Origin of the sequence: Bacillus cereus group sp. MYBK245-2, assembly GCF_051916145.1 — a bacterium.
Classification (GTDB): Bacteria; Bacillota; Bacilli; order Bacillales; family Bacillaceae_G; genus Bacillus_A; species Bacillus_A pacificus.
Genome location: NZ_JBQAGB010000022.1, coordinates 1 through 18,660, shown reverse-complemented (window position 1 = coordinate 18,660; position 18,660 = coordinate 1). Strand labels below are relative to the sequence as shown.

The following is an 18,660-nucleotide window of genomic DNA, read 5'->3' as shown; positions in this document are numbered from 1 at the left end:
TCCGAACTATAGAGAATTAAAAAAGTTAGCGAGATATATCATTAAAAAAAGCGAAGTTAAATAAAAAAGACTCTTCTATAAAAAAACAAGAGTCTTTTTTATAATGTTCTCTATATAGAAGGAAAAGATTGGATAATAGTCGAAAAATATAATATAACTTCTGAGAAATGACTAAAATAATACTATTTTGTCGAGAGAAAGGATCCGAAGTATGAAAGAAATGTTACAGTTATTTCGCAACAAAGTGTATGCACGTTTTTTTCTAGCGAATATTTTAGAGCGACTCGGTTCTATGATTGCTGGAGTTTCTTTAATGTTTTATTTGCTAGATCAATATGGAAAACAACCAGTTTACGCAACGATGACACAAATTATGATGGCATTACCTGCATTAATCTTTTTTTATTAGTAGGGACAGTAGTGGATCGTTTTGATAGACAGCGTATTTGTACGGTAAGTAACATATGCTGTTCGTTCTGTAATATTGGAATTCTAATTTCGCTTTATTACGGGATGATTATACTTGTCTTCATATTTTTATTTTTGGAAAATGCATGTATACAATTTTTCTCTCCATCAGAACAGTCGATGATACAGGGGGTAGTTGAATCAGACCAATACGGTGCAGCAGCAGGTGTGAATCAAATGGTAAATAGTTTGTATGCTTTGTTTGGTGTAGGAATTGCAACGATGGTGTACTGGACTTTTGGAATATACGGGAGCATTTTAGTAAATACGCTCACTTTTATTATGAGTGGTATTTTAATTCAAACGATCTCCATTCCAGAAAAAGTTCGTTTACCAAATGGGAGAACAAAATGGAAAGAAGTTAATTTGAAGATGTTAATAACAGAGTTTCAAGGAGGGATCAAGTATATATATCGAAATGAAACTTTAAAAAAATTACTTTTAGGATTTATCGTGTTTGGACTATTAAATGGTATTTTAAGCGTATCTACTACTTACATATTAAAATACAAATTGGCACCAGCAACTTATGAAAGTTTAGCGATGGTGGGCGGTGCAGTTGGAGGGATTTCATTACTAATTGGAAGTATAGTAGCAACAAGTGTAGGTAAGAAATATGCACCCAAACCTATTATTGTATTTGGTATGGCGGGCTCAGGGGTCTTTTTCGGTATGTGTTACTTTGTAAACCACGTATGGTCTTTTTACGTATGTATCGCTTTTGCGACATTCTTTTTATCGTTTATTAATGTTGCAATCATGGGCTGGATGTATGAAATTGTAGAAGAGTCATTCATGGGGCGTGTACAAAGCTTACTTAGTCCATTAACGACAGGATTCCAGCTTTTATCTCTCGGTGCGATAGCAATGTTATTCCCAAAATGGATTCGTGCAGATACATTGTATATTATTTTATTTGGTTTATTATTATTTGTTACATGTTTATATCAAGCTATTCTACCTAGTGGGCAAAAGCGAGTACATGCTGTAGCTGAAGAGATGTGATATATTTAGTTTTTGTTTCTGAATATTCTATCGAACGGTAAGGGGAAATCGTTATGTTGATGAGAATGGTTAAGTGGTGTGGGATTACTTGTTTACAACTAGTAGCTGCAATTTTATGTATAATCTGCCTAGGAGCGCTACCGCGTTTATTTAAGGGATTACAAATTGATTTAATCGGTTTTTGGAACACGATTGTATTTCTTGGAGGGAAGTTACTTCAACCGGGTGAAATTACATATGGATTTCGGGATTCAAGAAAATTATTTCCGCAAATATGGATTCATTATATTGAAACGATGATTGTATTTCTATCAGCTTTTTTACTATCTTTGCTTATAGCGTATATACTTGTTGTTTGGGTATTACAGCGTTCTCATATGAAACAGAAAATGTGGAACGGGATTTTTCTTACGCTTGAGAGTATACCAGATATATTACTTATTTTATTATCGCAACTTCTTGTCGTAATTATGTTTCAAAAAACAGGATTTATGCCGATCAAACTGGCTGGATTAGGGGAAGAAAGGATACGTTTGTTACCAATTATATGTCTTACAATACCAACAACATTATTGTTTATTAAACTATTGTTATTACGGTTTAAAGAAGAATTAGAGAAAGATTATAGTTTGTTTGCTAAAAGTAAAGGGCTTAGTTTAAGACATATTTTAACACATCATATTTCAAGAAATGTTTTGTTAACAACGATCTATTATGCAAAAACAAATATTTTATTTATGTTATCAAATTTATATATTATCGAATGGATTTTCAATACATATGGTATGTTTGTTTTTGTAAAAGAAAATTCGAAATTAGAAATATTTACGGTGAGTCTAGTAATATTATACGTACCGCTTTTTATACTATTTCGTTTATTACATACGTTCTTACAAAATGTTATAAAGGAGCGTGTGTAATATGTGGCAAGTTGTAAAAAGAGATGTGAGATTTTGGATAGGTACTACTTTTTTGAGTGTGCTAATGATTGTTAGTATTGGATATACGTTGTTTTTTGATGGGAATATTCGCGAACTTACGATGATGTATAACGAAAAAGGAGAATTAGAAGCAGCTCCATTTGCACCATCAAGTAAATTTTGGTTTGGAAGTGATGTGAAAGGTCGTGACCTTGTTCAATTAATAATAGAAGGTGCAAAATGGACAGTTGGAGCGAGTATAATTATAGCGATTTTACGAGTTATAGTTGGAGGGGGAATTGGTTTACTTCTTGGTATGTATGGTAAACGTTCTTTTCCAGTTATTTCATCCTTTTTTGATCCTTTTAGTATTGTACCGATGGTTATGATTTCTTATTTTATGTTAAATGAAGTATTAACGTTTGATAGTGGAGCAGAAGTTGTGCCGTTATATTTGCGGGTGTCATTTCAAATTATAGTTCTTGTATGTCTTGCTGTACCAACAGTGATGTTGTATGTAGCGCAAGAAGTAAAACGTATTAAGAAAGAAGAATTTATGTTGGCAGCTACTGTGCTCGGCGGGAGTAAGTGGCAGAGGTTGAAGCGCCATATATGGCCGCATATGTTACCATCGTTTCTTTTATTAGTAGCTCAACAATTTGTAAGTGTACTATTACTTCTTTTACATCTTGGATTACTTAAGTTGTTTTTTGGTGGAACGATATTATTTGGATTAGATGCAGATAGTGTAACAAAGGAATGGACAGGTCTAATTGGTCAAAATTTCCGTCACTTAACTACTCATACATGGATTGTACTTATACCGATTGCTTTTTACAGTATGACAATTCTCGCAGGAAATCTAGTTAGTAATAGTATGCAAGATGCGATTAAACTAGGAAATGTAAGAATGCCTAGGAGTAAGGATAAAGAAGTAAAGGAAGAGAAACAAGTACAATCTACTGTGAATGATTTTTCTTTCTATAGAGATATACAAAAATAAAAAAGATAGCTGAAGACAAATCGTTTTCAGCTATCTTTTTTGTTTATAGTGGAGGTAAATCAATCTTACCTTCTTCAAATAATTCTTTTATCATATGCTTCGTATAACCAGCTGCTTGACCAAATGTGATTTTTGCTGGCATTGGTGCTTCATTAGCATCTACAACTACATCGATAATACATGGTCTACTTTGTTTTACCGCACTTTCGAAAGCAGGAAGTAGTTCATCTAAATTTTCAACGCGGTATCCAATACCTCCGCACGCCTCCGCGTATTTTGCAAAATCAGGGTTTGTTAAGTCTGTACCAAATTCGATATTCCCCATAACTTCTTGTTCGAATTTGATCATGGCGATTTTATTATTGTTTAAAACGACGACAACGATTGGTAGTTTATATTTAACAGCTGTTACGAAATCGTTCATTGTCATTCCAAAACCACCGTCTCCACAAACCGCAAATACTTGTTTATCCGGGAAAGCAATTTTTCCAGCGAGTGCACCAGGTAAACCGCAGCCAAGAGTTGCAAGCCAGCTAGAAATGATAAATTGTTGATTTGTCATACGGAAGTGCCTTGCTGTCCATACTGTTACATTTCCGACATCGACTGATAATATTGCGTCATCTTGAGCTACGTGTTGCAGTGCATGCATAACGCGTTGTGGCTTAATAGGAGTAGAAGAATCGTCTTCTTGATTGTGTAATTTTTCTTCCCACTTTTTCATCATTTCTTGATGATGCTCTAAGAAGGAATGGTCCTCATGTTTTTCTACATTTCCAAGTAACCATTTTAATGTTTTATCAGCATCACCAGCTAAGCCGATATCTGTTACATACCGTTTTCCGATTTGGGCCGGATCGGTATCGATATGGAGTGTTTTTGCTTTTTCAGGTAAGAAACCAGTGAACGGATAGGAAGTACCAACCATAATTAAAGTATCTGCATGTTTCATTGCTTCATAAGAAGGTTTCGTGCCAATTAATCCTAATCCACCAATACAAAGAGGGTGTTCATCAGGAATAATTCCTTTAGCTGGCAATGTAAGTACGATTGGAGCACCAATATGTTCTGCCAATGCAAGTAAAGATTCTCTCGCATGTTTCGTACCTTTTCCAGCTAAAATCACAGGCTTTTTCGCTTCATTTATTGCGAGTTTCGCTGCATCTAAATCTTCTTTTTGCGGAAATAATTCAGGTAAAGTAAAAGAAGTGTTTGTAACACGAGCACCATTTTTTACTTCAAATTTTGGAACATCATCTGGAATCGTAAGAACAGATACACCTTTTTTCGTATAAGCCATTCGAATTGCTTGATTCACGACAGCTGGTAGTTGTTCTGCTGACATAATGCGCTGATTATAAACCGCGACATCATCGAACATTCTTTCCAAGTTTACTTCTTGGAAAAAATCCGTTCCGAGTAAATCAGTTTCTACTTGACCTGAAATTGCTAGCACAGGAGCCTTATCGAGTTTCGCATCATATAAACCATTTAATAAATGAATAGCTCCAGGTCCTGCAATTGCCATACAAACACCAAGTTTCCCTGTTAATTTCGCATAAGCAGCAGCTGCTAATGCGCCAGCCTCTTCGTGGCGAACTTGAATAAATTTGATTTTATCTTGTTTTTTTCTTAAAGCTTCAATAATAGAGTTGATAGAATCTCCAGGCATTCCGTATATGTGTTCTACTCCCCAGTCAATTAACAAATCAACTAGTGCTTCACCGGCCGTTTTCCCAAACATAATTGTTCCTCCTTATAGTAGGTAGATAACATTATGTTTTGGAGAAACAGGAAAAATATACAAATGATTATATTTTTAACTTTAATGATGGCCAGTAAATAGTGTAAATACTGTTATTAATAAAAATCCACTAGTTGCCCACATTAAAAATGTAAGGAAAGAAAGCTGTTTCTTTGCCTTCCAAAGCATTTCATGAATTGTAACATAGCCAAGGGAACCGATAGCACTCCCCATAATGAGTCCTTGTAAATGAAGCGCTTTTCCTTCCATTAAGATACCAAAAACCGTACCGGTACCGAGAATAAGAGAAAGTAATAAAGTTGTTAATAAAAATGAAATATATTTATGTTTTGTAAAGAGAAAGGGGATGATTAATGCTAAGCCTTCAGGAATATGGTGAACGACGATCGCTATTAAAAAAGGTATGGCAGAGTCAGCATGATTAATAAAAGCAGTACCTAAAGCAAATCCACTCGGCAAATTATGAATAAATATAGCAAAAGAGAGGAAAAGGAAAGTTTGCCATGCTTGTTGATCTTTTGTATGTATCATTGGATGGTGACAATAGTTATCTAATAAGCTCATAACTAAAATACCAATAGCTATACCAAGTATAGGTCCAATCATTTCATAGCTTGAAAATGTTTCAGGAATAATTTCAAGTAGTAAGAGTCCAAGCAAAATACCACCACATAATGCATATAAACGATGCATTTTTTCTTCAATTAGCTGGCGTGTAGCAATGCCAACAGCACCGCCTAATAATAAGCCACCAAATGAAAAAAATGTAACTATCATAGGAATCCATAATCGTTCCATCGTATCACACTCCGATTCTTCCACCTTATTTTTAGCTTACGAAAAGGAAAGTTAGATTAGTCCAAGTAATTATGTTTGATTATAGAGAAAAAACTAATAATTCGTTATAATTTATATATTAAATTTAAGTGTAAATATGAAATGAGGAAGAATTTTGCAATCAAAATGGAGTTTATCTGAATACGAAAATCCAAAACGATATGATATTGAAAATAAAAGTTTGTCAGATTTTCCGTTCTTACTATCATGGGCACAAAAACTAAATATACAAAATGAATGGATTCTAGATATTGCTTGTGGAACAGGAAGAATTACAATTCCATTTATAGAAAACGGATATCAAATGATCGGTGTAGATATACATAAAGGAATGCTTGCTGAAGCGAAGAGAAAAACTACGGATTGTAAGAAGGTAAAATGGTTACAACAAGACTGCTTACAATTGAACATTGAAGATACCATTTCGCTAGCATTTATGGTGGGGCATGGATTCCAGCATTTCCTTACAAATATTCATCAAAATCAATTATTAACATCTATTCATCATGTGTTAGCTGAGAATGGTATATTCATATTCGATACACGTTTCCCTTCAAAAGAAGAATTAATACAGCCATCTGCAGAAGAATATTGGACAACTATTAGTGATGAAAAGGGAAGAAAATGTGATTTATATACTGAAATGATATACGATTCAATTCAGCAAATACAGCATTACATAACAACAAGAAGGTTTTATGAGGACGATGTACTAGTAGAAGAACTGAAAACAACGATAGATCTTCGCTATACATACCCGCAGGAGTTAGAAAGATTATTAGTAGCGAATGGTTTTGAATTATTACATATATATAATGATTGGTAAGGCAATGAGTTAGGGGAAGATTGCTATTCTATGGTAGTAGTTTGCCGGAAGAAAAAATAGTATTATTTTAAAAGTATGAGTGTAAAAAGCCTTTAAGGAGAGAAAAAGATGTCTTGGTACTTAGATAATGTTTATGAAATAAATAAAGAAGCGCCCTATACATTCTATCTTCCTAGCTCAGAAGTGTTGGAGAAATTAAAGATTGGAGATTTGGTAAAGCTAATTTTTGTATCTAAAAATGAGGAAGAAGATGGATTTAATGGTGAAAGAATGTGGGTTGAAATCATTGAAAGAAATGAGAAGAAGTTTGTAGGGGAACTGAGCAATGAACCATATCGCTTAGATTTAAAAATAGGTGATAAAATTTCATTTGTAATTGAAAATATATGTGATACGGAATATAACGACCCATCTTCAAAAGATTGGGATTTTTATTTTGATACGAAGGTAATTGTTAGTAATGATGTACTTGAAAGAAGAGAATTTAACTTTATGCTTAAGGAGGATTCGAGAGAAGAAGGCGACTCTGGTTGGTCAATTTTAAGTGGCTATGAAAGTGATGACTATGTGAATGATCCTAAAAACTTTCAAATTATTTCAATTGGAGTCATATTGAATATAGATGATACTATTTTGAAATTTCTTGAGGAACCACCATTATGTGCATATGAAAGAAATGATGAAGGTAGATTCTATAAAATTGAAGACTACGATTGGGATGCATATTTAAATGGATAGAAAAATTTACTATGTTTTAAAGAAAAGTATATTTTGTTTCGGAATCGTATTTATGTTTTTATTAAGCGGATGTATTAGTTTTGGTAAAGAAACTACAGATACTATATACTTAATTCCTGAAGAGTACGAAGGGGATTTGATTGTTGTGTACAACGTACCTGGTGCTAAGTTGTTACCGAAGGAAGAGGAGTTTAGTATTGTCACTTTTGCAGCCGACGGGACTGCTTTGACATCTACAAAAAATATGAAATATGGCACGGTAAACGATTTATATTACACAGTAAATAAAGAAGGTCAGCGTACAAAAATTGATTCGAGCTGTATACACTTTGCTTCAACTGGAAGTAGAAGCGAAAATTCGTGGGAATTTCCAGTTGCAAACTTAGAAGTAACTCGTACAGCATGTTCTCAAAAATTTTCAGCCAATGGCAGAGAGGTACCAGAGAATCAAGAACATCCTGCTGAAAAGAAGATGAGAGATTTAATGCAGCATGTACAAGAACAGTATATGAATAAAGTGAAATAGTTATTATGTTAGATTGCAGAAATTTAAAGTGGTGGAAATTGAAGAGAGTAGTAGTAAATGGAGGGTTTTGTAATGCAACAAATTAAAAAAATAGGAAACTCATTTTGGTATATGACACCCGTTTCTGAAACAGATAGACCTATATTAGGAATGGTTGTTGGACAAGAAAAAACGTTAATGATTGATGCAGGGAATTCAGAAGAACATGCACAATTATTTTTAGAAATGTTAAAAGAAAAAAATGTATCGAATCCTGATTTTGTAGCACTAACGCATTGGCATTGGGATCATATTTTTGGATTATCTGTATTACAGAATGCATTAACTATTTCGCACGCTGAAACGAAAAAAGAAATGCAGTCAATAGTATCTTATGAATGGACAGATGAAGCGTTGGATGCACGCGTGAAAGAGGGTACTGAAATTGTATTTTGTGCGGATTGCATTAAAAAAGAGTTTGAAGAAAAAGCGAGAAATATTAAAATTATTCTTCCAACCTTAACGTTCCAGAATCAAATTGAATTAGACCTTGGTGGGGTGACATGTGTGTTAAAACATGTGGGCGGAGATCATGCACATGATTCAGTTGTTATTTACGTGAAAGAAGAAAAGATATTATTTTTAGGAGACTGTATATATGCAGATATCTTTTCTTCAAAGTGGAACTATACGACGAAAAGAACGTTTGCATTAATAGATGAATTAGAAAAATTTGATGCTGAAACCTATATCCTTTCTCATGGGACCGCTATAAATCGGGAGGAGTTTTTACAAGAAATGCGTTTACTAAAAACAGTAGGAACTTATACTGAAATACATAAAGGCGATGAAGGGAAGATAAAGGAAGCGTATAAACGAGACATAGATAGAGAATTAAATGAAGATGAATTAGAAACAATAACGTTTTTTGTAAATGGTTATGAAATGAATAATCTGTAAAATACAAATCTAATCAAATAGCATTAAATTACACAAAAAGAGTATTGAGAGTAAGTGCAATACTCTTTTTGAAATTAAATTTGAAGTTATGAAAAGTCATCAATAATCTCGACTACTTCAATTTCGCCATTAATGAGTAGCTCAGGGAGTTCGTTATTCACATTTCCTTTCCAATATTCTCTAGCTTGTTCCATTTTTTGAGAAAAAGGAATAGCATCTTCTTTCGGTAAAAGATTCCCGTCACCTTCAAAAGAATTTCCGATTACTCGTAGTTTAACAATCTGCAAAACTTCTCGATTGTAAGAATCAAATAATGCTTTCCATTTTAAAGCATCTTCATAGCTTTTAGCAGCATATAAACAAGACAATCTTGACGGATAATTAGGATATTCTTGCAGTCTAATCATTTCCACAATCGTTTCTCTAATGGCTCTAATTGTTTGATCCATGTAATTCATAACTACTGTAGCATTTTCATTCTTTATATGTAATTCTTCATTTGTATAATGCTCTTTTAAAATTTGCATAGAATCTTTACCACTAGAATTTAAATGTTCTCTTTCAAAAAAGAAGTGGAATAGGGTATTTGTTTGATTTTTATTAAATTGAATGATCTGTCCGATCTTCATTTTCTTCCTTGTTACGATATGATATACGAAAAATCCTTGTTCATTCATGGTTCTCCTCCTAGTAGTAATGTTTCAATGTAGTAATTCAACATTGAAATATATAAAACCTTTATAAGTAAAATTGAGAATTTGGGATGAAAGTAAAGGAAAAATGTGAAAGCGTTTTAAATTTGTTCACAAAATGTTCACTTACGAAGGGGTTTCCAATATCGATATAATGACAAAGACTCAAAGAGAAAGGATGATGAATTTTGCCAACAACAAGAAAGGAAAACCTCCAATTTGGTATGATGATGTGCCTTGGGATGGTTATCGTAATGACGTTTTACAATTTACTAATGAATGGATCAGGAGGGCCAATTCATATTAAGGAGATAGCATTAGAACTACTAATTGCATTTATTATTGCACTATTAATTGAAATATGTATCGTTGGACCTTGTGCGAAAAAAATTGTCTTCGCGTTACCGTTTGATAAATCGAAGAAAGTAAATATTATTATTACGATGGCGACAGTTATGGTCATTGGAATGGTATTCTTTATGTCTTTTTACGGAATGGCTATGATGTATTTACATGGTGGACTGCAAGGAGACTCATTCGTTTCAATGTATTTCTCGATTTTTATTAAAAACTTCATTATGGCGTATCCATTACAATTAATTATTATGGGGCCACTTGTTCGTTTTTTATTTGGAAAGTTTGTTTTGAAGAATAAAGCGGTAAAAGTAGTGTGAATTGATTCTTATTATTTAATTATAAAAATTAAATAATGTAAATTCAATCTGTAGTACGTACAAAGAGGGTTGCAAATGCAACCTTCTTTGTACGTTTCTATAAGCTTTACCGTGCAAGGAATATGATATATATAAGAATATGTGCATTGATAGGATTATTGTTTGGATTGAACCAAATCAAAAAAGGATTGTACGTTTTGAGGGCTTGAAAAATTGTCAAATACAATAAAATCGTCTCCATGGTTCATAGTTATTTTTTTGATAAAGGGGATCGCAGACATCTCTAATACAACTCCATCCGTATGACTGAAATCTTCTATTTCAGTGTATTCGAATTCCCATTTTAGCCCTTTTCCAAACATGGCATCAGAGCAGAACAATAATTTTTTATTTGTAGCAGCTAAAATACCAGATCTGCTCATATAACCAAAATGTATTACGCAGTAGAGAGTAGAAAGAATATCTTCCTCACTGTTTAAGTGTTCTTTTATTGTTCCTAGATTCGCCTTCATGATCAGGCCTCCTTATTGTTGAAAGTAAAGTGTAAAGTTTCATATCTATTTTATCATATATTAATCTTTTTTGATTTTACATCCTATAATCAAAAAATCCCTTTAGAATGGAAATAGGTAGTGCTGATTTTTATGTAAGGAATGAAAAGAGAGGGGGAAGCCTTCTAGTTTTTGTACAATAAAAAGCAAGGAGTAGTGGTGTATGTATGTGTACCATAATGCAAAGATATTTTAGTTAGAAGCGATGAAGTTCGCGGAACATGTTACAAAGAAAATTAGCTCAGCCTTTCTATGACAAATTCGTTGGTAGTTATAAGGAACTTTGAACTAAGAAAAGCCCCCACTCAATTAAGCTCGTTAAGAGGTACTAAGTGGGGGAGTCGACTATATAAGGTATTAATATGTTACTTCTCAAACCGCAAATGAACAAACTTCAACATCTTTATTAAGTTTACAATTCGTATCATTATACGCGTACTTCCATCCCAACCTTTATTTGTAGGTATATTTTTAAAGAAAGGGGAGCAGCTTAATACTTTTATGTTTGGAGACCATTTTTCTAATGTCTTTGGATTATTTATATAAAAATACATTAGAGCGCCATTATTACCAGATTTTTTTACTGTAGCATTTGAAAGATTTAGGGCAAATTTTGATTCAGCGTCAAAGTATAACTCGCCTCCAGGAAAACGTTTTGACATAGCGACTACAATCTTTTTTAAATCTTCTTCTTTAAAGTAATAAAACACGCCTGCTGATATGAACAGAATACCGTCATTTGGATCATATTTTATATCGTCAAACCAAGAAGTATCAAAAAATGATTTAGCTATACTAGTATTCCTCGATGTATCTTCAATTAAAGTTTTGCGAAAGGAAATGGCATCGGGCAAATCTAGATTATACCAATGTATCGTTCCATTATCAATTCTAGAAAAAGTAGTGTCTAGTCCAGAACCGATATTTACTATAGTAGCATTAGGGTGTTTTGTTATGAATTGTTTTATCGTATCGTCAATTTTTCGTGCACGGGTAATGTAAGTAATACATCCGTATTCGCCAAATGTATTTTCTATTGTTGAAAAGTCAAAATCAAATTCTTTAATAATTCGAATTGCTTCTGTATCATCTAAAATATTCTTATTTTTCTCACTACCATATGCCCTTCCCCATAGTGGAATAAGCATCGTACCTTGTACGGATTGTAAATCTAATTCTTTAACCATGAAACATCCTCCGTTTAGTAATAAACAATATATTTAGTTGTTATTTAACATTTTTGAGAGCATTGTATTTGTTTTATATAGTCCGTAAGTTAAATCCCGCTGATCTTCTTCACTTAGTTTTTCAAGATTGTGAGTGAAATTATTATATATTTGTTTCCATTTCTCATAATGTACTTTTTTAGCTTTTTCTGTCAGAGAAATTAATATGGCTCTTTTGTCTACCGTATCTTGCTTTTTTACAATGTACCCGTTTTGTTCTAAGTTACGTACTGTTACACTTAATTGCTGTTTAGGTATGTTTAAATAACTAGCAATCATTTTTAAATTTACAGGCACCTTTTGCTGGGCGATATACTCTACTACGTGTTGCTCTAAATGTGTAAATTCAGAGGATTTCTCCGATAGTAATTTGAAAGTACCCGACATATTTAATAATAAATTCATGTATTCATTTAATAATTCATTTTGGGTCATTGTTTCACTTCCTTTATGCATTTAGTAAATATTTTATTACTATTTTTATTGTTAATCAAGCATTTCAATTAATAATAGTAAACGTGTTTTTACTATAATTCGTTTTTGAAACTAAATGAATTAAAATAAAAGAGCATAAGGGATGCTTTTAGGGGAGAAGAATATAAACGGAAACAAAATATTACTAAATACATATAACTAATGAATTCAATGTCTTTTTTAGTTATTATGTTGTAAATCATTTTATGATAAAATCTTTTACATAATTTAATAAAGGGGTAGTATTCTATGGGTTATTTTTCAAATGGTTTATTAGTTTTGTTTGTGCTAATCGTATGCAGTTGTATAATTTTTGGTTAATAATATAATGAGAGTCTTATATAAAGGAAGTTATCTCTAGTGAGATAACTTCTTTTTATTTTATATTGAGAAGGAATTCTATCTTTCTTATTGAAGTTTGTTCTAGTTATTTTCACGTCAATCGCAATTTTCATAAGGGGAATTTTATGGAACATTAACAAACTATAGAATAGGGAGTATTTACATGGAAAATAGTATACGCTACACAAGTGAACATCCTACAGATTTTAATGGATTATTAGCCTTATACGAATCTTTAGGATGGAATTCTCTTAAATTAACGGTGGATGAATTGGAACAAATGTGTAGACAAAGTTGGTATGCGATATATGCTTTTGATGATAAGAAGCTAGTAGGGATGGGGCGTATTATATCAGATGGTGTAATAACAGGCATTATTTGTGGTGTTTGTGTATTGCCAGAGTATCAGTCCATTGGTATTGGAAAAGAAATAGTAGAACGATTAATCCATCACTGCGAACAAAACAAGGTTATTCCTCAACTTATGTGTGTGGAAAAGTTGCAATCTTATTATGAATCTATAGGGTTTCAGGCATTTTCTGTTGGAATGAAAAAACATATTATAAGATAGTAGAGCTTTATATTTCCAGTTTACTCGTACATATTTTCACACTTCAGGATAAAGGAGAGTTGCTATATGGAGATTGCAAAAGGGGTAGAAATGTTACAACTTGAGTTTCAAGAATTTATAATTCACCCAATTCTTTTATGGGATGATGAAATGGAAGTTTTTAATAGATACTGGTTTCCCTGGACAATTTGAAGATATTCAAGTAGAGATGGAGAGAGTTGGGGTATCTTTTGATAAGCTAAAAGTTGTGATTTTAACGCATCAGGATATAGATCATATAGGTAGCCTTCCTGAATTATTGGAGAAAGGTGTAAGCGATATTAAAGTTTATGCACACGAGCTAGATAAACCATATATTGAAGGGGAGTTTCCTTTATTGAAGGATGGACAAATAAAGAGTCCACCAAGTGGAAAAGTAAGTGATACTGTGATTGACGGGCAAGAACTTCCATATTGCGGTGGGATACTAATTCTACATACTCCAGGGCATATTAGTTTATATTTGAAACAAAGTAAAACTCTTATTGCAGGAGACTCGCTGTATAGTGTGAATGGAAAGTTAGGAGGAATTCACGCCCCAACAACTTTAAATATTAAAGAAGCACAGCAGTCTTTGAAGAAGTATTTAAATTTAGAAATTAAAACGGTAGTTTGTTATCACGGGGGATTATGTAAGGAGAATATATATGAACAAATTCAAAAATTATAGAAGATGAAGATAAGTATAAGTTGGTTAATTAATGCTAAAGTATAATCTGATTATTAGTATATAAAAGAGCATGTTTGAAAAAATTCAAACATGCTTTTTTATTAAAGGAAATCTGTTTAATATGAATGACCTAATCCGTTCCAATAAAAAGAAACAATTTCTTGTGCTAATTCATCTATATTTGTAAGAATAGGATTGTGATTCTCATCTTTAAAATTCCCAATTGATAATAAAGATACGAATGCATGAGCCACAAACTTAGCGTTCCCTTTTGGGATTTCTCCAATTTGCATCGCGTTATCGAGTGCTTTTTCTAATACTTCATACATGTTGTCTTCAGCATGTTTTAATTGTTTTAATTGTTCTTCAGATAACGATAGCTTTGCATCTTTCATAAAATTCTTCATATCAATATCCATTGTTGCATGTAAGTAGACTTTAGCAAAGTCCAATAATCTTTCTTTTAAAGTCTTATTTATAGAAAGGATTTGAGTCATATTCTCGCGTATACGTACCATCATTTGAATCATAGTAGCGGTAAATAAATCTGCTTTTGTTGAATAGTAATAGTAGACGGTTGCTTTCGTAACACCACAAACTTTTGCGACTTCATCCATGGAAACGACTTGATAATTTTGAGTAAGAAATAGCCGAGTTGCCACTTCCAAAATGGTTTCTTTTGTAGATTTTGTATTTTTATTTTGACGAGGCCTTCCAAGAGGACGTTGTTTTTGTTCCAAATCTATTCGCTCCTGACATGTATTGTTAAGTTAATTATAACACAAATTTTTATTCATCCTTGATTAATTAACCGACCGGTATATATAATTAATAGTGGAAGAGAAAAGGAAGGTGGGTTTTTATGAAAAAGCACCCGTTACATATGTTAGGGAGGCTTGTAGCAGGGAAGCATACACAATGGATAACTTTATCGGTATGGATTCTTATTACATTAGTACTTTCATTTACGTTACCACAAGTAAACAGTACGAAAGAACCGAATCCGAAAAATTTACCTGAAACAGCTATGTCGCAGCAAGCGGAAGCACTTATGAAAAAAGAGTTTCCGAATAATGCAGGGAATCCTTTATTAGTAGTATGGTATAGAGATGGTGGATTACAGTCGCAGGATTATAAACTCATACAAGACGTTTATAAAGAGTTAAAAGCTAGTCCTTTAAAGGAACAATCAACGTTACCACCATTTGATACAATCCCGGAACAAGTATTATCAAAAAGTGCATCAAAAGATGGTACATCATTTGTTACACCAGTATTCTTTAACAAGTCAGCTGGAACAGATATATTAAAAGGAAATCTTGTTGATTTAAGAAAGATAGTGAATAGTAAGGTGGATGTAGATCCATTTAAACAAAAAATAAGTGATTCTGGATTACATGTTCGATTATCTGGACCAGTAGGCATTCAAACAGATGCAGTTAGTTTGTTTAGTCAAGCAGATGTGAAATTGTTAGTTGCTACTGTATTACTCGTATTAGTCCTATTAATTTTGCTATACCGTTCACCAATTTTAGCAATTTTACCTTTACTTGTTGTTGGCTTTGCATACGGTATTATTAGTCCTACACTCGGTTTTTTAGCTGATCACGGATGGATTAAAGTCGATGCCCAAGCGATATCAATCATGACAGTGTTATTGTTTGGTGCTGGAACGGACTATTGCTTATTTTTAATTTCAAGATATCGGGAGTACTTGTTAGAAGAAGAAAGCAAATATAAGGCGTTGCAACTTGCAATTAAAGCTTCGGGCGGGGCAATAATAATGAGTGCATTAACTGTTGTACTTGGATTAGGAACATTATTACTTGCTCATTATGGTGCCTTTCATCGGTTTGCAGTGCCATTTAGTGTAGCTGTATTCATAATGGGAATTGCTGCTTTAACAATTTTACCAGCGTTATTATTAATTTTCGGTAGAGCTGCATTCTTCCCGTTTGTACCGAGAACAACTTCGATGAATGAGGAATTAGCAAGAAGGAAAAAGAAAGTAGTAAAAGTAAAAAAATCAAAAGGTGCCTTTAGTAAAAAACTTGGAGATGTTGTAGTACGTAGACCGTGGACAATCATTATGCTTACTGTATTTGTATTAGGTGGATTAGCATCATTTGTACCACGTATTCAATACACGTATGACTTATTAGAATCGTTTCCAAAGGATATGCCTTCACGCGAAGGGTTTACGTTAATTAGTGCTCATTTTTCAGCTGGTGAACTAGCGCCAGTAAAAGTTGTTGTTGATACGAAAGGAAAAGAGCTTTCTATGAAACAAGAACTAGAGAAATTCTCTTTCGTAAAAACAGTGAAAGAGCCAAAAGAGGGGAAAGAAAATAAGCAAATTAAAATGTATGAGGTTTCTTTAGCTGAAAATCCATACTCAATTGAAGCGTTAGACCAAATCCCTAAATTGAAAACCCATGTAGAAAAAGTATTAAAAGATGCTGGGGTTACCAAAGCTGAAGATCAACTATGGATTGGCGGAGAAACAGCTTCATTATATGATACAAAGCAAATTACAGAACGTGATGAAGCGGTTATTATTCCAGTAATGATTAGTATTATAGCTTTATTATTACTTGTTTACTTACGATCAATTGTCGCGATGATTTATTTAATTGTAACAGTTGTTTTATCATTTTTCTCTGCATTAGGAGCAGGATGGATATTACTTCACTTCGGTATGGGAGCACCGGCCATTCAAGGCGCAATACCGTTATACGCATTTGTATTTCTAGTTGCTTTAGGTGAAGATTATAATATCTTTATGGTTTCAGAAATATGGAAAAATAGAAAGACACAAAATCATTTGGATGCAGTAAAAAATGGCGTTATACAAACAGGTAGTGTCATTACATCCGCAGGTTTAATTTTAGCAGGGACTTTTGCGGTATTAGGTACACTTCCAATTCAAGTTCTTGTTCAATTTGGTATTGTAACTGCAATTGGTGTATTACTAGATACGTTTATTGTAAGACCATTACTTGTACCAGCAATTACAGTCGTTTTAGGTCGCTTTTCTTTTTGGCCAGGGAAACTTTCGAGAAAGAGTGAAGAGATACAAAAAGTGGATGCATAGTTGAAAAAGCCAAGGATATTTTCCTGGGCTTTTTTCAATGTAATTAATTTTTTGAAGTCAAATCATCAGATGTAGTATGATCAGCATCTTCAATAGCAGTTTCTGGCATTCCATATAAGCCGTTCATTGCTTGTTCTTCGATATTAAGATTTGCAGTATTATTATTTTGAATAGGTGTAGCGTTTTCGGTAACATTTTCTTTTTTATTTACATTTTTGTTATTCATGTATGAATCCTCCAAATTTCATTTGATTTATTTATAGTATGTGGATAGGTTTCCATAAATATGTGAATGGATTCTTATAGATGTTATATAATTAAATAAACAATTAGTGTGAAATGTAAACTGTTAGGAGTGAACAATTATGGTGAAAGCAAGGAAATTAGCCTTCTAAAATAAAAAGAAAATTTTAGGAGGCTATTAAAATGAAGTTTCATGTAATTGACAGAGAAAAATGGAATAGAGAGCAGTATTTTGAACATTATCTAAAGTTGAAATGTACATTTAGTATGACTGTGCATATTGATATCACAAGGTTATTAAAGGAATTACATCAAAAGGGAATAAAATTTTATCCCGTTTTTATATACTTAATTTCTAAAGTAGTAAATAATCATAAAGAATTTCGAACATCTTTTAATGAGGAAGGAGCTTTAGGATATTGGGAGGAAATGATCCCAAGTTATACAATCTTCCATAAAGATAATAAATCTTTTTCAAGTATATGGACGGATTATTCTAGTGATTTTCACATTTTCTATAGAAACTATCAAGAGGATATGAGGTTGTATACTAATGTTCATGGTCTCTTCACGAAAGAAAACATTCCTCCCAATGTTTTTCCGATTTCTAGCATACCTTGGGCTAGTTTTACTGGATTTAATCTAAATATTAATAATGAGGGTGATTTTCTATTACCAATTATAACTTGTGGGAAATATTTTAACGAAGAGAATAAGGTTATGTTACCAGTTTCATTGCAAGTACATCATTCGGTTTGTGATGGGTATCATGCGAGTCGATTCCTAGAGGATTTACAGCAACTAATTAGTAATTGTAACAAATGGCTTAAGTAATTTTTATTTTTTAATGAGAATAAGTTTTGATATTTAATAGATAAAGTAGAAAATAAAAAGAAGAGCATCTGTTGAACTGCACCCCAATTGTTAGACACAGTCTAACAATTGGGGTGCAGTTTTTCTATGGCTAAATTTACAGCTGATGAAAAAATACAAATCGTTTTACGTTATTTAAACGGAAATGAAAGTTATCGAGAAATGGGTAAATCGATTGGTATAA

Annotated in this window: 19 protein-coding genes and 2 pseudogenes; 12 read left to right on the top strand and 9 right to left on the bottom strand. The window is 32.8% G+C overall.

Annotated features, from left to right (window positions below):
* Positions 1-211 precede the first annotated feature (211 nt).
* From ACTFRN_RS25365 to ACTFRN_RS25355, 3 genes and pseudogenes are all read left to right on the top strand, one after another.
* Positions 212-1,473: pseudogene (locus tag ACTFRN_RS25365) on the top strand (MFS transporter).
* Between the two features lie 53 nt (positions 1,474-1,526).
* Complete coding sequence (locus ACTFRN_RS25360) at positions 1,527-2,393, top strand: ABC transporter permease subunit (RefSeq protein ID WP_049113124.1); 867 nt, start codon at positions 1,527-1,529, stop codon at positions 2,391-2,393.
* A gap of 1 nt (position 2,394) precedes the next feature.
* A complete protein-coding gene (locus ACTFRN_RS25355) occupies positions 2,395-3,396 on the top strand; it encodes an ABC transporter permease subunit (protein ID WP_049113127.1) in 1,002 nt (333 codons plus the stop codon).
* A 43-nt stretch (positions 3,397-3,439) separates the two neighbouring features.
* Here ACTFRN_RS25355 and ACTFRN_RS25350 read toward each other — a convergent pair whose 3' ends face one another.
* Both ACTFRN_RS25350 and ACTFRN_RS25345 read right to left on the bottom strand, forming a co-directional pair.
* Complete coding sequence (locus tag ACTFRN_RS25350) at positions 3,440-5,140, bottom strand: pyruvate oxidase (RefSeq protein WP_000467238.1); 1,701 nt, start codon at positions 5,138-5,140, stop codon at positions 3,440-3,442.
* A gap of 81 nt (positions 5,141-5,221) precedes the next feature.
* Entirely contained in the window at positions 5,222-5,959 is a 738-nt protein-coding gene (locus ACTFRN_RS25345; RefSeq protein ID WP_000440592.1) for a ZIP family metal transporter, read from the bottom strand.
* Positions 5,960-6,113: 154 nt separating this feature from the next.
* Between ACTFRN_RS25345 and ACTFRN_RS25340 the strand changes: the two genes are divergently transcribed.
* The 4 genes from ACTFRN_RS25340 (at position 6,114) to ACTFRN_RS25325 (ending at position 9,027) form a co-directional block, all read left to right on the top strand.
* Complete coding sequence (locus tag ACTFRN_RS25340; protein WP_014893761.1) at positions 6,114-6,824, top strand: class I SAM-dependent methyltransferase; 711 nt, start codon at positions 6,114-6,116, stop codon at positions 6,822-6,824.
* Positions 6,825-6,932: 108 nt separating this feature from the next.
* A complete protein-coding gene (locus tag ACTFRN_RS25335; RefSeq protein WP_074568332.1) occupies positions 6,933-7,562 on the top strand; it encodes an immunity protein Imm33 domain-containing protein in 630 nt (209 codons plus the stop codon).
* On the top strand, positions 7,555-8,088 hold the full coding sequence (locus ACTFRN_RS25330; RefSeq protein WP_041184529.1) for a DUF6843 domain-containing protein: 534 nt from the start codon (positions 7,555-7,557) through the stop codon (positions 8,086-8,088). Before ACTFRN_RS25335 ends, ACTFRN_RS25330 begins: the two co-directional genes overlap by 8 nt.
* Before the next feature lie 72 nt (positions 8,089-8,160).
* Entirely contained in the window at positions 8,161-9,027 is an 867-nt protein-coding gene (locus ACTFRN_RS25325) for an MBL fold metallo-hydrolase (protein WP_440038653.1), read from the top strand.
* Positions 9,028-9,113: 86 nt separating this feature from the next.
* On the opposite strand, the gene ACTFRN_RS25320 is transcribed toward ACTFRN_RS25325, so the two are convergent.
* Positions 9,114-9,704: a DUF2441 domain-containing protein gene (locus ACTFRN_RS25320; protein WP_001005237.1), complete on the bottom strand. Its 591-nt coding sequence runs from the start codon at positions 9,702-9,704 to the stop codon at positions 9,114-9,116.
* 203 nt (positions 9,705-9,907) lie between these two features.
* Here ACTFRN_RS25320 and ACTFRN_RS25315 point away from each other — a divergent pair, with 203 nt between their 5' ends.
* Complete coding sequence (locus ACTFRN_RS25315; protein ID WP_049113141.1) at positions 9,908-10,393, top strand: hypothetical protein; 486 nt, start codon at positions 9,908-9,910, stop codon at positions 10,391-10,393.
* Between the two features lie 15 nt (positions 10,394-10,408).
* On the opposite strand, the gene ACTFRN_RS25310 is transcribed toward ACTFRN_RS25315, so the two are convergent.
* The 4 genes from ACTFRN_RS25310 to ACTFRN_RS25295 form a co-directional block, all read right to left on the bottom strand.
* On the bottom strand, positions 10,409-10,540 hold the full coding sequence (locus ACTFRN_RS25310) for a hypothetical protein (RefSeq protein WP_124878439.1): 132 nt from the start codon (positions 10,538-10,540) through the stop codon (positions 10,409-10,411).
* A gap of 8 nt (positions 10,541-10,548) precedes the next feature.
* Positions 10,549-10,905 (bottom strand): PH domain-containing protein, encoded by a 357-nt coding sequence (locus tag ACTFRN_RS25305; protein WP_000646616.1) that lies wholly within the window; start codon positions 10,903-10,905, stop codon positions 10,549-10,551.
* Positions 10,906-11,309: 404 nt separating this feature from the next.
* Positions 11,310-12,131, bottom strand: coding sequence for a class I SAM-dependent methyltransferase (locus ACTFRN_RS25300; protein ID WP_000237910.1), 822 nt, complete (start codon positions 12,129-12,131; stop codon positions 11,310-11,312).
* A gap of 33 nt (positions 12,132-12,164) precedes the next feature.
* Positions 12,165-12,605: a MarR family winged helix-turn-helix transcriptional regulator gene (locus tag ACTFRN_RS25295; protein WP_000192925.1), complete on the bottom strand. Its 441-nt coding sequence runs from the start codon at positions 12,603-12,605 to the stop codon at positions 12,165-12,167.
* A 544-nt stretch (positions 12,606-13,149) separates the two neighbouring features.
* Here ACTFRN_RS25295 and ACTFRN_RS25290 point away from each other — a divergent pair.
* Positions 13,150-13,557, top strand: coding sequence for a GNAT family N-acetyltransferase (locus ACTFRN_RS25290; protein WP_000431728.1), 408 nt, complete (start codon positions 13,150-13,152; stop codon positions 13,555-13,557).
* A gap of 66 nt (positions 13,558-13,623) precedes the next feature.
* Positions 13,624-14,266: pseudogene (locus ACTFRN_RS25285) on the top strand (MBL fold metallo-hydrolase).
* A 116-nt stretch (positions 14,267-14,382) separates the two neighbouring features.
* Here the strand turns inward: ACTFRN_RS25285 and ACTFRN_RS25280 are convergent.
* The gene (locus ACTFRN_RS25280; protein ID WP_000436032.1) at positions 14,383-15,006 is read right to left on the bottom strand and encodes a TetR/AcrR family transcriptional regulator; all 624 of its coding nucleotides are present in this window, start codon (positions 15,004-15,006) and stop codon (positions 14,383-14,385) included.
* 122 nt (positions 15,007-15,128) lie between these two features.
* Between ACTFRN_RS25280 and ACTFRN_RS25275 the strand changes: the two genes are divergently transcribed.
* The gene (locus tag ACTFRN_RS25275; protein ID WP_049122746.1) at positions 15,129-17,360 is read left to right on the top strand and encodes an MMPL family transporter; all 2,232 of its coding nucleotides are present in this window, start codon (positions 15,129-15,131) and stop codon (positions 17,358-17,360) included.
* Positions 17,361-17,403: 43 nt separating this feature from the next.
* Here the strand turns inward: ACTFRN_RS25275 and ACTFRN_RS25270 are convergent, their stop codons facing one another.
* Positions 17,404-17,586: a DUF4021 domain-containing protein gene (locus ACTFRN_RS25270; protein WP_001060704.1), complete on the bottom strand. Its 183-nt coding sequence runs from the start codon at positions 17,584-17,586 to the stop codon at positions 17,404-17,406.
* 200 nt (positions 17,587-17,786) lie between these two features.
* Here ACTFRN_RS25270 and catA point away from each other — a divergent pair, with 200 nt between their 5' ends.
* Complete coding sequence (gene catA, locus ACTFRN_RS25265; protein ID WP_049113712.1) at positions 17,787-18,437, top strand: type A chloramphenicol O-acetyltransferase; 651 nt, start codon at positions 17,787-17,789, stop codon at positions 18,435-18,437.
* The last annotated feature ends 223 nt before the right edge of the window (positions 18,438-18,660 follow it).